General features: G+C 52.8%; 10 protein-coding genes and 2 riboswitches. Of the genes, 7 read left to right on the top strand and 3 right to left on the bottom strand.

Annotated elements, in window-relative coordinates; genetic code table 11:
• The 3 genes from PSHG_RS26415 to PSHG_RS02340 form a co-directional block, all read right to left on the bottom strand.
• Positions 1-1,142, bottom strand: a 1,142-nt coding sequence (locus PSHG_RS26415) for an ATP-binding protein (protein WP_010268890.1), incomplete at its 3' end; no start/stop codon positions are given.
• Positions 1,139-5,080, bottom strand: coding sequence for a cobaltochelatase subunit CobN (gene cobN, locus PSHG_RS02345; RefSeq protein ID WP_010268886.1), 3,942 nt, complete (start codon positions 5,078-5,080; stop codon positions 1,139-1,141). The genes PSHG_RS26415 and cobN, both read right to left, overlap by 4 nt.
• Positions 5,077-5,418 (bottom strand): (2Fe-2S) ferredoxin domain-containing protein, encoded by a 342-nt coding sequence (locus PSHG_RS02340; protein WP_010268883.1) that lies wholly within the window; start codon positions 5,416-5,418, stop codon positions 5,077-5,079. The genes cobN and PSHG_RS02340 overlap by 4 nt, the downstream gene beginning before the upstream one ends.
• A 246-nt stretch (positions 5,419-5,664) precedes the next feature.
• A riboswitch (cobalamin riboswitch) is annotated at positions 5,665-5,861 on the bottom strand.
• Between the two features lie 198 nt (positions 5,862-6,059).
• Positions 6,060-6,246, top strand: a riboswitch (cobalamin riboswitch).
• Between the two features lie 191 nt (positions 6,247-6,437).
• On the opposite strand from PSHG_RS02340, the gene PSHG_RS02335 reads away from it, so the two are divergent.
• The 7 genes from PSHG_RS02335 to PSHG_RS02305 are packed head-to-tail and all read left to right on the top strand — an operon-like array spanning position 6,438 to position 14,166.
• The gene (locus PSHG_RS02335; RefSeq protein ID WP_010268881.1) at positions 6,438-7,490 is read left to right on the top strand and encodes an ABC transporter substrate-binding protein; all 1,053 of its coding nucleotides are present in this window, start codon (positions 6,438-6,440) and stop codon (positions 7,488-7,490) included.
• Positions 7,456-8,544, top strand: coding sequence for a FecCD family ABC transporter permease (locus PSHG_RS02330; protein WP_010268877.1), 1,089 nt, complete (start codon positions 7,456-7,458; stop codon positions 8,542-8,544). The genes PSHG_RS02335 and PSHG_RS02330 overlap by 35 nt, the downstream gene beginning before the upstream one ends.
• Positions 8,537-10,114, top strand: a complete 1,578-nt coding sequence (locus PSHG_RS29150) for an ABC transporter ATP-binding protein (protein ID WP_010268875.1) — start codon at positions 8,537-8,539, stop codon at positions 10,112-10,114. Before PSHG_RS02330 ends, PSHG_RS29150 begins: the two co-directional genes overlap by 8 nt.
• A gap of 48 nt (positions 10,115-10,162) precedes the next feature.
• Positions 10,163-11,380: an ABC transporter substrate-binding protein gene (locus tag PSHG_RS02320; protein ID WP_010268872.1), complete on the top strand. Its 1,218-nt coding sequence runs from the start codon at positions 10,163-10,165 to the stop codon at positions 11,378-11,380.
• 5 nt (positions 11,381-11,385) lie between these two features.
• On the top strand, positions 11,386-12,447 hold the full coding sequence (locus PSHG_RS02315; RefSeq protein WP_010268868.1) for a FecCD family ABC transporter permease: 1,062 nt from the start codon (positions 11,386-11,388) through the stop codon (positions 12,445-12,447).
• Entirely contained in the window at positions 12,444-13,223 is a 780-nt protein-coding gene (locus PSHG_RS02310) for an ABC transporter ATP-binding protein (RefSeq protein WP_235782004.1), read from the top strand. The genes PSHG_RS02315 and PSHG_RS02310 overlap by 4 nt, the downstream gene beginning before the upstream one ends.
• Positions 13,224-13,278: 55 nt before the next feature.
• Positions 13,279-14,166, top strand: a complete 888-nt coding sequence (locus tag PSHG_RS02305) for a class I SAM-dependent methyltransferase (protein WP_010268857.1) — start codon at positions 13,279-13,281, stop codon at positions 14,164-14,166.
• Positions 14,167-14,581 lie beyond the last annotated feature (415 nt).

Raw genomic sequence — 14,581 nt, 5'->3', positions numbered from 1 at the left:
CCGCCGGGCGCCTGGCTGCCTCCGGCATGTCCTGCCGGATCAGCCGGCCGCTGGCCGTGGGCGGACGGCTCGCCTGCTGCGCCGTCCGCAGCGCCCTGGTCTGCAGCGGAGCCATCCCCCGAGCCATCCGACCCTGAACCGTCCGGTTCTGGGTCGGGATGCCAGGGATGGGCGCTCCGGTGAAACAGGGCGAGCGGCGCCGCCTCGCGGACATCCTGTGCGGTGACGGCAGGATGTCCGCGGAAGGCGGCCAGCGACTTGGCGGCCTCGCAGATGACGAGGTCGGCACGCATGCCCTCGGTTTGCGCCTGCAGGCAGATGCGCGCGACCTGCTCCAGTCTAGCCGCCGGCAGCTCCATATCGCCGAAAGCTCGGCGGGCCTGGCGAAGATGCGCGCGAAGCTGATCTTCTTCGCCTGCCCACTGCCCGGCGAATTGGGCAGGGGACTGCTCGTAGGCAAGCCGCCGTTTCATAATCTCTGTACGTGAAGGAACATCCTGAGGAGTGGTCACCTCCACAGACAGTCCAAAGCGGTCAAGAAGCTGAGGCCGCAATTCTCCTTCTTCAGGATTCATCGTTCCTACCAATATAAAACGGGCAGGATGGGACACAGAAAATCCGTCACGTTCAACATGGTTCCAGCCAGAGGCAGCCGCATCCAATAAAATGTCTACGAGATGGTCGGGAAGCAGATTAATCTCGTCCACGTACAGAACACCCCTGTGGGCGCGGGCCAGCAGCCCGGCTTCAAAGAAACGGTCTCCCCGGTTCAAGGCGGCATCGAGATCCATATGGCCCAGCAGCCGATCCTCGCTCGTTCCTAACGGAATTTCAATAAAAGGAGCCTGGGCTTCCGCCGGTTCTCCGGTGTAAGGCACCCCTCTACAATGCGGACAAAAAGAGAACGGCTCTTCAGGATCGCAGGAAAGGGGACAGCCCGGCACAACAGCGATGGGCGGCAGCAGCTTGGCCAAAGCCCGTACCGCTGTTGATTTGGCATTTCCTTTTTCCCCCTGAATCAGCACCCCGCCTGTGGAAGGAGAGACGGCATTGAGCAGAAGCGCCAGCTTGACCGTGTCCTGTCCGACAATAGCCGAGAAGGGATACGGGTCACGAGTATGAGTCGATGGTTTGGTAGTCACAGCTGATCAGAACCTCCTTCTTCCAGAGCATTGTCAGTTTCAAGCAGTGCATTCATCAGCCCTTCAATTGTATGCGGGTCGGGATTCTCCCACAGCTTGCGGCTCGCGGCCTCAAGGAGCCGCTCAGCGATATCCTTGAGCGCCCACGGGTTGGACTGCAGCAGGAACTGTCTCATGTCTTCGTTCAATACGTATTGCTCGCTTACTTTCTCATACATCCAATCCTCGATTACATGGGCGGTAGCATCATAGCCGAACAGGAAGTCGGTGGTGTTCGCCATCTCCAATGCGCCCTTATAGCCGTGACGCTTGGCTGATTCCAGCCATTTCGGATTGATTACCCGGCTGCGGAACACCCGCAGTGCCTCCTCCTTAAGATCGCGAACCCGGATGTGGGAAGGATTGGAGGAATCGCCGAAGTACATTTTCGGATTGCGGCCGGTCAGCGAGCGAATCGTAGCGACCATCCCGCCATGCTCCTGGAAGTAATCATCGCTGTCAAAAATATCGTGCTCGCGGTTGTCCTGATTTTTCGCTGCGACTTGCACGAGCCGCAGCCGATGGCGGAAATCGGCCGCAGCCGGCTTGCCGTAGTGAGAGTTGGTATACGCATAGCTGGACCACTGGGTAAACACTTCCGCTATGTCGGCATCCGTCTGCCAGCTGCCGCTTTCAATCAGGGAAAGAAGGCCGGCCCCATAGGTTCCCGGCTTACTGCCAAAAACACGGATTGCTGCCGATTCCCGGGCTTCCTCCTCGCTCAAGCCGAGCTTCATCTTCTGTGCGGTTTCTTCCAGCACACGATGACGCAGCGGATTTTGCTCTGCGGGTTCGTCCAGCCTGCTGACCATCTCTACCGCGTCATTCATCAGCTTGACCAGATGGGGAAAGGCGTCACGGAAGAAGCCGCTAATTCTTACCGTGACGTCTACCCGCGGCCTTTGCAGCTCTTCAAGCGGAATGACTTCCAGACCAGTAACTCTGGCGCTGGACGCTTGCCATACCGGGCGTACGCCCAGCAGGGCAAGAATCTGCGCCACATCGTCACCGCGTGTTCTCATCGCTGAAGTTCCCCAAACGACGACTGCTACTGACTCTGGATAGCGGTTTTCTTCTTCCTTGTAGCGGCGGATGAGCTCCTCAGCGAGCTGCTGGCCGACTCGCCAGGCGCTGGAGGAAGGCAGAGCGGCCGGATCGACCGAGTAGAAGTTGCGTCCCGTCGGCAAAATATCGGCCATTCCGCGTGTAGGAGCGCCGCTGGGTCCCGGGGGTACAAAGCCGCCCTCCAAACCCTTCAGTAAGTGACCCAGTTCGTCAGGAATTTTCAGCAGCTTGGGCAGCAGAACCTCCTCCACATACTTCATGACAGCCGCGACTTCTTTATTCGTTTTCAGCTCTTTAACGGCGCCCGGCGCAAATTGGGCATCACGGCTGTCCGCATGGTTTTGATCCTGCTCCGTTTGCTCGTCTCTCAGAGATAGCAGCTCCAGGCTTCGCTCCATAACAAGCTGTCTAAGCAGTTGGCGTGCCAGCTCTTCGACCGCTTCCTTGATATCTCTTCTTCGGGGATGAAAATCCCGCGGGTAAGAATCCAGCTTGTACAGCAGGGCTGGAACCTGATGCTCCCACGGTTCTCCCAGCTGGTCTTTTAATTGGCTCCAGTCAATCCGCATAGCCTCTGCAATTGCAGAGGGCAGCGAGTTTATTTTCCCGTTCGGATGCTGTACGAGCGAATAGAGCATGTCTGTCCACCCGGTTACCGTTCCGGGCACTTGACCCAAAATATGCAATCCATCCCGGATTTGCGCGGATTTCAGTTCGCAAATATAGCCGTCTATTTTCTTAAGGAACAGCCCGAATTGCTCGGGGAATTCAGTCTGCTGCAAATCCTGGTCCAGCTTCGCCTGCTGCACCTTCTCCCAGATTTCCTGCTGAATGACCGGAAGCTTCTTCGGATCGAGAAGCTGTACCTGGTAATATTCCTCCAGCAAAAGCTCTATCCGGCTAAGCTCATCATAAGTGTCCGCAGTCGTCATAACCGGAACCATATGGTCAATGATAACCGCGTGCCCGCGTCTTTTTGCCTGCGTTCCCTCGCCGGGATTATTGATAATATACGGATAAAAATGCGGCAGATCATCGAGCACCACTTCCGGAAAGCAGGAGTCGGAGAGACCGATGCCCTTGCCAGGCAGCCATTCTAAAGTGCCGTGCTTGCCGAGATGAATGACCGCATCTGCTTGGAAATGATCGCGCAGAAAGCGGTAATACCCTATGTAATGGTGGGTCGGCACAAGATCCGGACTATGATAAATGGCCGAAGGGTTATCACCAAAGCCGCGGGGCGGCTGCAAACCGACAAAGATATGGCCGAACTGGACCCCCGGCATAATCAGCTCATTGTCATACAGGAAAATATCGCCCGGCGGCGGGCCCCAGGCATCAGCGACCTGCTGTCGGGCTGTGCCGCTAATGGTGCTCCACTTGCTTGCGTAGGCGGCGGCGGGCAGGCGCCCCACAGCCTGCCGCAGCTGCTCCTCCGTCAAATAATCGCGGTCGTTGCTGCAGGTTGCGATGACCTGATGGATAAGCTCATCGCCGGTTGCCGGCAGGTTGGCCGGATCTCCGACATCATAACCGTTGGCTGCCAATTCATGAATCGCCTTCACGATCGAATTCGCCGTATCCAGTCCGACACCATTGCCAATCCGCGAGTTTTTGGACGGAGAATTGTTCAGCATAAAGGCAATTTTTTTGTTGCTGTTGTCCTTGTATGCAAGGCGTGACCAGCGGATGGCGAGCCGGGCAACATAGTCGCAGCGGTCGGCAAGAGCCTGATAGCGGCGGACGGAGGTCTCCAGAACCGGATCGTCAGCATCGGTTTCTTTGAAGCAGACGGGTACGGTAATAATCCGGCCGTCAAACTCGGGCAGCGCAACATTCATAGCCGTATCCAATGGCGAAAGCCCTGCTGTGCTTTCCTTCCACTTCTCTTGGCTATGGAGCGATACGAGAGCCTGGAAGACGGGGACATTGAACTGCTTCATGATTGAAGCAGCATCCGGAGTATCATTTCCAGGAGGACAGACATCTTTGCCGCGAGAATGAGTGGAGAAGCTCATGGTTACAATGAGGGCATCGATAAACGGGCGGCCTGCGCGATTTTTCAGAAAGCGGGAATAGCCTTCCTGTGGCTTCCCGGCATCCTCCTTTAAGCTCTGGGCGAAAACCGGCAAAGCGATAGCGCCTTGCTGCTCGATTGCCGAACAGAGATCATCGACAAAGCTGACGTTGCGGCTCATCCAGTGTGCGCGATAGAAGAGCACTGCAATGACCGGCTTGCGGCCAGCTTCAGGCTTGCGGCGATCATCGGCTAGTAAATCCTCTTCCGGCGATAGAAGAGGTTCTGCTTGATTCTTCAAGTCAGCCTGCCATTCCTCCGCCGAACAAGCCCGCGTTTCGCCCCTGACATAAATGCCCGCCCAGGGCAGTACGGCCGGGGGCTTGCAGCTGTAGTCAGTATCCAGCCATGTATTGCTAATCCAGAGCAGCATTTGGCTGAAATTGTCTACGCCGCCGTACAGCGCGTAAGCCATTGCCTGCTTGGACAGGTCGATGTCTACCGTCGATGCTTCATCGAGCTCCGGGTCCGGCTCCGGATCACCCGGCCAGGCCAACAACGGGAGGTTATGGGTTTGGCAATGCTGACGAATCCGGTCAAAGGCGTAGGGCTGCGCCTTTCTGCCGCCCAGAGCGCGTAAAATAATGATCTGTGCTTGCTGCAGATAGCGGTCCAGAAAACTCCGGGCCGCTTCATCGTTGTCCAGCCAGTCTGTCAAATTGGCTGCGCGTACCGGCGGATAGTTCCCGGGCAGGTGCTCCAGCGCCGCGCGCAGTGTCAACAAGTCGGTATCGGCAGTGGTCAGATAAAGAATCATCGGCAAGTTTCCTCTCCTCGGACAAAGCTTTGCCCTTTATAGTAATAGCTGACGCTGGCTGGATTTGTCGCACCGGAACATAGCGAGCGGACAAGCTCTCTGCCGGATTCCGGCGTCATGTTCCGGTACCAGGTGCCTTCCGGATATACGATGACTACGCAGGCGTCGCCACATCGCCCGTTGCAGCGTGTGCGGGAAGTATGTATCTGTTGTTTTGCTTGCTGAACCGCAATTTCGTCGCGCAGCTGGAGAGTCAGCTCCTCGCCGCCTTCACGCATGCAGCTTCCTCCATTGCAGATCAGAATATGGTGACGGGTTGTCGATAGATCCCTATCCATATGTTGCCTCCTTAACGTAAGCATAAGAAAATAAAAAAACACTTCCACTGGATTAGGGAAGTGATTCATTCGTGAAGACAGACCTATTAAAGGATTGCCTTAGCAGCTCTGCCGCTTGCACACGGCAGACATTTCAAGGCAGATACAGGGCGCATCTGCAAAGATACGATAACCGTCCTATACCGATAGATAGGGCTTGCCATCTACCATCTGCTTCACACCTCCCTAATACCCGTAGGTTCTTAAACGGTGCGGCTAAGACAGGCAGGTCTCCTGGCTCAAGGGATTGTCGGAATCTTCCCGGACACTATGTGTCCAGTGATTATTCTCCGGCAATTTCCGGCGTCTGCCGGTCCCTCTTACAGTGGCGGGTCCGCGTTGGCTTTGCACCAAACTTCCCTATTAAGCTAGCATTGGGATGCACCTGTCTTCTTGTGCTATGAAATTAGCTATAGCCTATCATGGATTCAGAGCGCTGTCCAGAAGACGGTCTTCAGAGCTGCGGGCACTGACGAAAAACATTTACAAACCGATTCTCCTTCTCTATACTTGACGTTAGCACAGAAAAATGAATAATAGCCTTGCAGGTTTTCTTTTGCTGCATCGGTTCTGAAGAATAGAGTACTAGCTTAATTGCGCAGTACTAATAGGGACCGGGCGGTAAGAGGATGAAAAGGGAAGTACGGTGCAAGTCCGTCGCGGTCCCGCCACTGTATGCGTTAAAGCTTCACCCGTTGCAGCCACTGTGCCGTCTAGCCGGCATGGGAAGGGAGGGTGATTCGCGTTTGAAGCGCAAGCCAGGAGACCTGCCTGCAGTAAGGTGATTCATCGGGTCCTTCGAGGAAAGGATGCTGATCTAGTGACGGTGTGTTGGGGCGGTTCCATTCTTCCTATCTTTTAACGGAAGGTTGCGAGTTTTACCGGTCTTATGGTCACTTTACTGAGCATACCTGCGTCTTTTCCGAATATAGGATGAGGCGTTTTTTTGTGCGCAGTTTATATGAAGGAGTGCAGAAGAAATGATGAGATCAGAGAGAAAACCATTTGCAGCATGGCATCGGGGGTTAATCACAGGCTTGCTGCTGGCGATGGCTGTATGGCTGCTGGCAGCATGCGGATCCGATCCGGTATCGATCGGAGAGCCTGACGGCATACGGACCGAGACTCCGGCTCCGGGCGAAAGCAACGGCAGCGGGCCGGAAGCGACGCCTGAAGGAGAGGGCGAAACAGGGGAAACAATATACCCGCTTACGCTAATCGATGGCATAGGACAGGAAGTTGTGATCGAGGAAGAGCCGGAGACTATGGTCACCTTGATTCCGAGCATTACGGAATCTGCCTTTGCTCTAGGCTTGGGAGATAAAATCGTAGGGGTATCCGACCACTCCAATTTCCCGGAAGAGACCCAGAATAAAGTTCGGCTTGGCGGTCAGACCATCAATGTGGAAAAATTGCTTGAGCTGGCGCCCGATCTTGCTTTTGTCACCAACCATCATCATGAGAACCATGCGGATGTGCTAGAGCAATTGCGTCAGGTAGGCATTACCGTTATTGTTGTGAAATCCAGCGCTAACAACTTTGATGATGTTTATTCCATGATCCGCCTTATCGCCGAGGCTACAGGTACGAAGGAGGAAGCGGAAGAGCTTATTGCTGGGATGAAGGACAAGCTGGAAGACATTCAGAGCAAAGCTTCGCAAATTACGGAGCCTAAAAAAGTATGGATAGAAGTTTTTGACGGCCTGCATACTTCCGGCAGCAACACCTTCATGCACGAAATGCTGACGGCTATTCATGCGGTCAACGTAGCTGAGGAGGCGCAAGGCTGGGTACAGTTCACCGAAGAGCAGGTGATCGCTGCTGAACCGGATGTGATCGTGACCACTTACGGAAACTATTCTGAGAATGTTGTCGAGAATGTACTGCAGCGGGCCGGCTGGTCAGAAGTGCCTGCAGTTGCCAATAACCAGGTATTTGATGTAGATAATGATTTGGTTGTCAGACCTGGTCCACAGATGATGGATGGAGTGGAGATTCTTGCCAAAACGATTTACCCGGAAGTTTTCAATTAAACCGCAAATTCTTTTGCTATACGCAGTAAGTGTGGCACTGGTCCTGACAGCTGCATTCTTTGCCGTAACGTTTAGCAGTGTCCATGTTCCACTGACGCAAATTGTGCGAATCCTTGTGGCGAAAATAACTGGGGAAATAGATATCGGGGAGATCCCGAGAACGGTACAGGCTATGATTTGGGATATTCGCGTACCGCGGGTGGTCCTGGCTTTCTTGATTGGCAGTGCTTTAGCTTTGAGCGGCGCTGCCTTTCAAGGTTTGCTGAGAAATCCGCTCGCTGATCCGTATACGATCGGTGTTTCCTCGGGCTCGGCTCTCGGTGCTGTATCCGTGATCTTTTTCAAGATCAGCTTATTCGGAGCATTTACGCTTCCGTTGTTTGGAATTGCCGGCGGCTTCATTGCTCTCTTGATCGTTTTCGGAATGACCCGCTTGTCCGGCAGAGGGCTTGCGGTGGAAACGATTATTTTGGCAGGAATCATTGTCAGCTCGTTTATCGGCTCGTTCATTTCCTTGATCATCGCTTTAAGCGGAGAAGATTTAAAGAATATTATGTATTGGTTAATGGGCAGTGTGGCCAATCGGGGCTGGTCCTATGTCCAATTGTTCATTCCCTTTTTTCTGGCGGGCTCGGTTCTGTTGCTGATCCATCACAGGGAATTGAATGCGCTGGCCCTGGGTGAACAATCGGCCCACCATCTCGGTGTTAATGTTCAGCGCAAGAAGACTCTGATTCTGATCGGGGCATCACTCTTGACTGGAGGAGCGGTCTCCGTATCCGGAACGATTGGTTTTGTCGGGCTGGTGATCCCACACTTTGTAAGAATTTTTGTCGGCCCGAATCACCGGCATCTGTTAGTGCTGGCCATGCTGTGGGGAGGCGCTTTTCTCGTCATGGCCGACCTGCTGGCCCGCACGGTTATCTCGCCACAGGAGCTGCCGATCGGGATTATTACCGCTTTGGCGGGGGCGCCGGTATTTGCCTTTTTGCTGATGAGAGAGAGATTGGCCAAACGCAGCCTGGGTAGAAGGAGCGTTAAAGGAATTGAGTAAATCTATTCGGAATTTCAAGCCTGATTCTGCTTCCTTGCCGTTATTAAGCGTACGGCAGGCTAGTGTTGGTTACGCTTCATCGGAGCCTATTATTCATAATGCTACATTTGATGTGGCCGCAGGTCATTTCTTTGCCCTGCTTGGTCCGAACGGCAGCGGGAAGACGACATTGTTAAAAATGATAACGGGAACGCTGCCTGTAAATAACGGAGCTATTCTCATTGACGGTAAACCGCTCCATGCTTACAGTTCCTTGGAAAGAGCCCGATTGATGGCAGTGCTTGGGCAGGAAGAGCAGATCACTTTCGATTTTACGGTGGAAGAAATTGTGGCATTAGGCCGTTATCCTCATCAGAAAGGATTTTTTAAGCTCTTGACTGAGGAAGACCACCGCATCATGGATGAAGCGATGGACTTAACCCAGATCAGCCATTACCGGGAGACGCCATACCGCCAGTTAAGCGGAGGGGAGAAGCAGAGGGTTCTGCTAGCCAAGGCAATAGCACAGCAGCCCCGGCTGCTGCTGCTGGATGAGCCGACTAATCATTTGGATTTGCATCATGCTTTTCAGCTGCTCAGCCTGCTTAAAGAATGGCAGTACACCCGGAACTTGACAGTCCTTGCGATTCTCCATGATCTGAACATGGCCGCACTCTATGCCGATCGTGTAGCGCTGCTGCGTGAAGGCCGCCTGGAGCGGATCGGTGAAGTTGGCTTGCTTAAGGACAAGGAACTAATAGAACGAATATATAAGGTTGACATGTCCCCTGTAGCCCACCCGCAGGCACCGAGATCACAGCTGTTCTTAAACCCCAAGCGGATGACGAATGAGGGCGAGTATAAAGCTGGGGCAGCTGGGGAGACCGGAGCGGTAAAAACGGTAGAGGCGGCAAGATCAGCAGGGACAGCAGGGGCAGCAGACACAGTAGAGACTGCAGAGGCAGAGCATTTGCACAATAGCCTTGTTTTACGGTGCAAGCATCCCGTTAAATGGCTGTCCGATTCCGTCCATGGAGAAGGAGAGCAGTGGGTTCAGGCAATTGCTGTTTTTCAACTGGAAGAGTCATCATTAACGGATAACGGACTGCAGTGGAAAGAGCTTAGTCTGAATCCTGCTCATACCGCTGTTCTAGCAACCCGTTCCCCGCTCGCTGATGTAATCATTGAATCCCATCTTATTCCTGTACCGCTGACTTTGGCTGTTATACCCGATCGCTCGTGTATCCATCTGCTTGTTGTGGTTGATGATCATCTTAATGACCAGGAGAGAGTCCGCCTGCTGCTGGCTGCCGAGAGAGGACGGATACTGGGTAAAGGGCATGACTGGTTTCTGGATACAAGGGAAGGGATTGCCGCTGGAGACGGGACAAGCTCGGAAGAGGCAGCGGAGGGATGGATTGAACAACTCGCTATCGCTTCCACTCAAGTAAAGCATGCATCTGCTTCTAGGTCTGCCAACCAGTCAGCGGAAGACGTGCGTTCTAACTGGAGTCCGGCAAATTTGAAGCGTATTGAGGAGCTTATATCGGCCGCAGTCAGCAAGGCCGTCAAGCTTTCTGCAAAAGTATAAAGAATCATTCATTGAATTTATATTCAGGAACAGGAGAGTCGTCAAATTATGAATAGGGCATTTAATCTTTCTTGGGGTCTTTCTTGGAGGGGTGGACTGCCTTTATTGCTGTGCATTCTGCTCCTATTGTCTGCCTGCGCCGGCAATTCCGTTCCGGGATCTGCTTCACAGGGCGACCCTGCAGCTAGTCCGGATAGCGGTAATCATCAGCCGGCTTCTGGCTCAAGCGACTCTAGTAATGAAGAGGAAAAAACGATTTTTAAGTTTACCGACTCCGCGGGCAAGGAGCATGAATTGCCGGTGCCTCTGGACAATGTCGTTGTCATTAACCGCAATACGGCGGAGGCCATCCAGGTATTAGGCGCTCAAGATGGCGTCATCGCTACGGGAGATACTACCTTGACCAATAATCCTTATTTGGACTATCAGGATTTGCCGGATGTGGGGAAAACCGGAGAGGTGAATCTTGAGCTCATCTTAAGCTTGAAGCCGCAGGCAGTTTTTGCATATACCAACAGACCGGATTCTACTTTGGAAGAAAAGCTGGAGCCGGCCGGTATAGCGGTCATCCGTATGAATAACTACTTGCCGGAACAAATGGAGGAAGAGTATCGGCTGCTCGGTAAATTATTTAATAAAGAGGATCGGGCCAAGCAATTTATCCTATGGAAGGAAGATATCGAACAACAGCTGGCTGAGAGAGTAAGCGAGATCCCGGAGGAAGAGAAGAAAAGCGTGATGGCATTGTCGATCGGCTTTTTAAATTCGGATGGCGGATACCGTGTTTTCCCAAGCCAGTCACTCGAAGGCAAGCCCGGTGTAGGAGAAGGGTACGCAACCTTGTTAGCCGGCGGGATTGACGCGGCCGATTTGCAATGGGACCCATCAGAAAGCTCCACAACAATTATGGTTGACGAAGAATACGTGCTGTCCCGCAATCCGGATGTGCTAACCCTCCATGGGACGTGGCTTGGCGGTTACGAAACGGAAAACACCGATCAGCACCGTGAGGTCATTGAGAATATTAACAATATTTCCTCCGTGCCGCAGCTTAAGGCGGGAAAAGACAATGAGCTGTATATTTTCCACACCAACTTTATAGGCTCGGACAAACGGTATATCGGTGTTCTGCAGCTGGCTAAATATTTATATCCCGAACGGTTTGCAGATCTGGATGCCGACCAGTATTTGAGACAATACTTTGAACAATGGCTGGACGTGCCTTATCAAGGCGTATGGCATTACTCGGCTAAAGAAGATGGCTAATCACGATGGTGAGTTCATTGCATGAACAATACGGTGCCAGCACGCGAAAAAAAGGGATGGTACTGGTTTTGCTGCTTGCTGTGCTGCTGTTGTTGGTTGTTTACGCGGCTATGGCCGGCACTGTTAAAGTCAGTCTGCGGGACATTATCTGGAGCTTTACCGGTCATTCCGAAGCGGATGCTATGACCAGCTACATTTTGCAGCAGGTCCGCTTTCCGCGGATCGTGATGGCAGTTCTGACCGGGATGTCCTTAGCCATTGCGGGAGTCATTATGCAGGCGATCCTGCGTAATCCTCTGGCCAGTCCGTTTACTCTCGGTGTTTCCAGCGGCGCTTCCTTTGGAGCCGCTTTGGCCATTGTACTCGGGGCAAGCTTGTTCGGTATAGAGCAGGTTATTCGTTCCGCCCGCTGGCTAATCGCTGCGAACGCTTTTCTATTCGGCTGCCTTGCGGTGTTTTTCGTATATGGGATCGCCCGTTTAAAAAACAGCTCCACCACTGTGCTGCTGCTGGCCGGAGTAGCTATCGGCCATCTGTTTTCCTCCGGCGTTTCGGCTTTGAAGTATTTTTCCAATAATGAAGCTTTAAAAGACCTGGTGGTTTGGCTGATGGGCGGGTTTTGGGGCGCCAATTGGGAAGTCATCAAGCTGCTGGCTCCTTGCATTGCGCTTGTTTTTATCCTTTTAATGGCGTATGCCTGGGATTTGAATGTGCTCGGCATGGGGGAAGAGGTAGCCAAGACGGCAGGGGTTAAGGTTAGACAAATGAGGCTGGTTACTCTGCTTGCGGTTACCTTTATTGCGTCTGCTACGATTGCCTTTTCAGGAGTGATCGGGTTTATCGGCTTGGTAGCCCCGCATATTTCGCGGATGCTTATCGGCGTTGACCATCGTTATCTTCTTCCTGCATCATGCTTAAGCGGCGCAATCCTTTTGCTTGCTTCCGATACTTTGGCCCGAACGATTATTTCCCCTGTAGAAATACCGGTTGGCATCATCACTTCGATCATTGGCGCGCCATTTTTTATTTATTTGCTAGTAAGGAAAAGAAGGGACTATTGGAATTGAAACAATTAGCCGTGAAAGATCTGGCTTTTGCTTACGGCCAAGGGGATACGATTCGCGGGATAGAAGCGAGCTGGCGGCAGGGGCAATTCGTGTCCATCGTCGGCCCCAACGGAGCCGGAAAAACGACATTGATCAAATGCCTGGCGTCCATCTATAAGACCCGACAGGGAACTGTAGAGCTGGAAGGCCAGCCGCTTGCTGCGATTCCTCCCAGGGAACGGGCGAAAAAGATTGGCTATGTGCCGCAGAATACTGCGATGTCTTTTCCCCTGACGGTCATGGAAACGGTGCTGCTGGGAAGAAAGCCGTACGTACGCTGGGGAATTAGCCGTAAGGACCTGGACCTCGTCCAGCATATTCTTGAGGATCTCCAGCTGTCGGATATGGCTGATCGTTACGTGGATGAATTGAGCGGCGGTGAGAGGCAAAAGGTGTTCATTGCAAGGGCGCTGGCGCAGCAGCCGGATGTACTCCTGCTGGATGAGCCCATTGCCGCTCTTGATATTCGCCATCAGCTGTCTGTGCTGGAGAAGGTGAAGGAATTGGTCAGGCGGGATCAGAAGCTTGCGATCATGATTCTTCATGATCTGGAGCTGGCCTCCCGTTATTCCGACCATATTGTGCTGCTTCGAAAGGGTGAAATTTTTGCAGCCGGTGCCCCGGCGGATGTGCTCACCGAATCCCATTTGCAGGAGGTATACGGTGTGAAGACGCGGGTAGAGCCAGGGGAGTACGGCTTGAAAATTACCGCTATTCAGCCTGTCGAGGGAGCATGAAAACCGCAAGAATCACCGCCGCCGCGCGGTGTAACTAAAGAATAAGGAGGCTTTCATGTATTACGGCACAAGATTGCAAATGGATTACCGCACAGTCTGGCTCGAAGGGATGAAGGATTGGCACGGTAAGCTTCCCGAACGGATGACCAACGACCAGATGGAGGAGAAATTCTGGCAAGATTATTTGGCTAAGCGGGAAGGAAAGCTTCCCCAGCCTGACCCGTATGCGATCGGGCTGATGAAGGAGCTGCACACGCTCTTCCGGCCAACCGATTCGGTGCTGGAGATCGGTCCCGGTTGGGGCAATTATACATTCGAGACGGCGAGAATCGTCAGCGACTACACATGTCTGGACAGCTCAAGCAGTGTTCTCCGATATTTAAGAGAAACAGCCGAGGCTTTGAGCATACAAAATATGCGGTGGATCCACAGCAAATGGGAAGAGCATGCCCCTGACTCTGGCAGCTATGATATCGTATTCGGCATAAATTGCTATTACCGTATGCAGGAAATCGTCCAGGCGATGTTGAATATGAACCGAGCAGCCCGTAGGCTGGCCATTATTGGGTTAACCAGCGGACCCGAACCTCCGCACTATTGGGAGATACACAGAAAGCTGGGCATTGCGGTTAAGTTCAGCCGCAGAGACTATATTCATTTGACCAACCTGCTCTATCAGTTAGGGATTGACGTAAACTGCCGGATTATTCCGTTGGAACGGGTGTATGCATACGATACGTGGGAGCAATTGGTTGAGGTTCAGACACGTAAGCTGATCATGAACGAGGAGCGTCCTCTAACAGCAGCGGATCAACAGGCGATTCAAGACATTGTGAGAAAATATGCTGTGGAAGTGGAAGGACGGCCTGCGATTCGCCATCGCTTCAAGGCAGCCTTGCTCTATTGGCAGCCGGTGGATGAACGGCATCTGGTGCTTGATTGAAATACACGAGTCCATTTGTACGATTTTTCATATAACAAAACGCATGTTGGGTGCATTTTTGGTGAGTTTGTACGGTTCTTCATACAAATTCAAACTATTCTCAAACCCCCAGCATCATTTTGTATGACGTGTCGTACAAATTACCGTATTCCGCGTACCTTCAACGATTTTTTGTATGATTTTTCGTATACATATAAGTGCTCAGCACTTTTTCACCGCTCCTTGCAGGAAGTCGATGTATGACAACAGTCATGCCATTGAATTTTCAGGCACAACTCCAGCATGAAAATAGCCAAGGTTGGCGCGATCGCGGGGCTCGCGGGGCCAGCGGGGTTCGCGGCTGCGCGGGCTTGCTGCCTGGGTTTTGTACGAAATGTCGTACAAATTCATGCGGTTGAAGTGCGAATACCGGAGA

This window comes from Paenibacillus senegalensis JC66, assembly GCF_000285515.1.
GTDB lineage: Bacteria > Bacillota > Bacilli > Paenibacillales > NBRC-103111 > Paenibacillus_L > Paenibacillus_L senegalensis.
This window is presented reverse-complemented; position numbering and strand designations above follow the sequence as displayed.

Bases quoted from the DNA above. Each gene is read 5' to 3' on its own strand.
- cobN (WP_010268886.1), bottom strand. From the start codon at position 5,080: ATGATTCTTTATCTGACCACTGCCGATACCGACTTGTTGACACTGCGC.
- PSHG_RS02340 (WP_010268883.1), bottom strand. From the start codon at position 5,418: ATGGATAGGGATCTATCGACAACCCGTCACCATATTCTGATCTGCAAT.
- PSHG_RS02335 (WP_010268881.1), top strand. From the start codon at position 6,438: ATGATGAGATCAGAGAGAAAACCATTTGCAGCATGGCATCGGGGGTTA.
- PSHG_RS02320 (WP_010268872.1), top strand. From the start codon at position 10,163: ATGAATAGGGCATTTAATCTTTCTTGGGGTCTTTCTTGGAGGGGTGGA.
- PSHG_RS02315 (WP_010268868.1), top strand. From the start codon at position 11,386: ATGGTGAGTTCATTGCATGAACAATACGGTGCCAGCACGCGAAAAAAA.
- PSHG_RS02305 (WP_010268857.1), top strand. From the start codon at position 13,279: ATGTATTACGGCACAAGATTGCAAATGGATTACCGCACAGTCTGGCTC.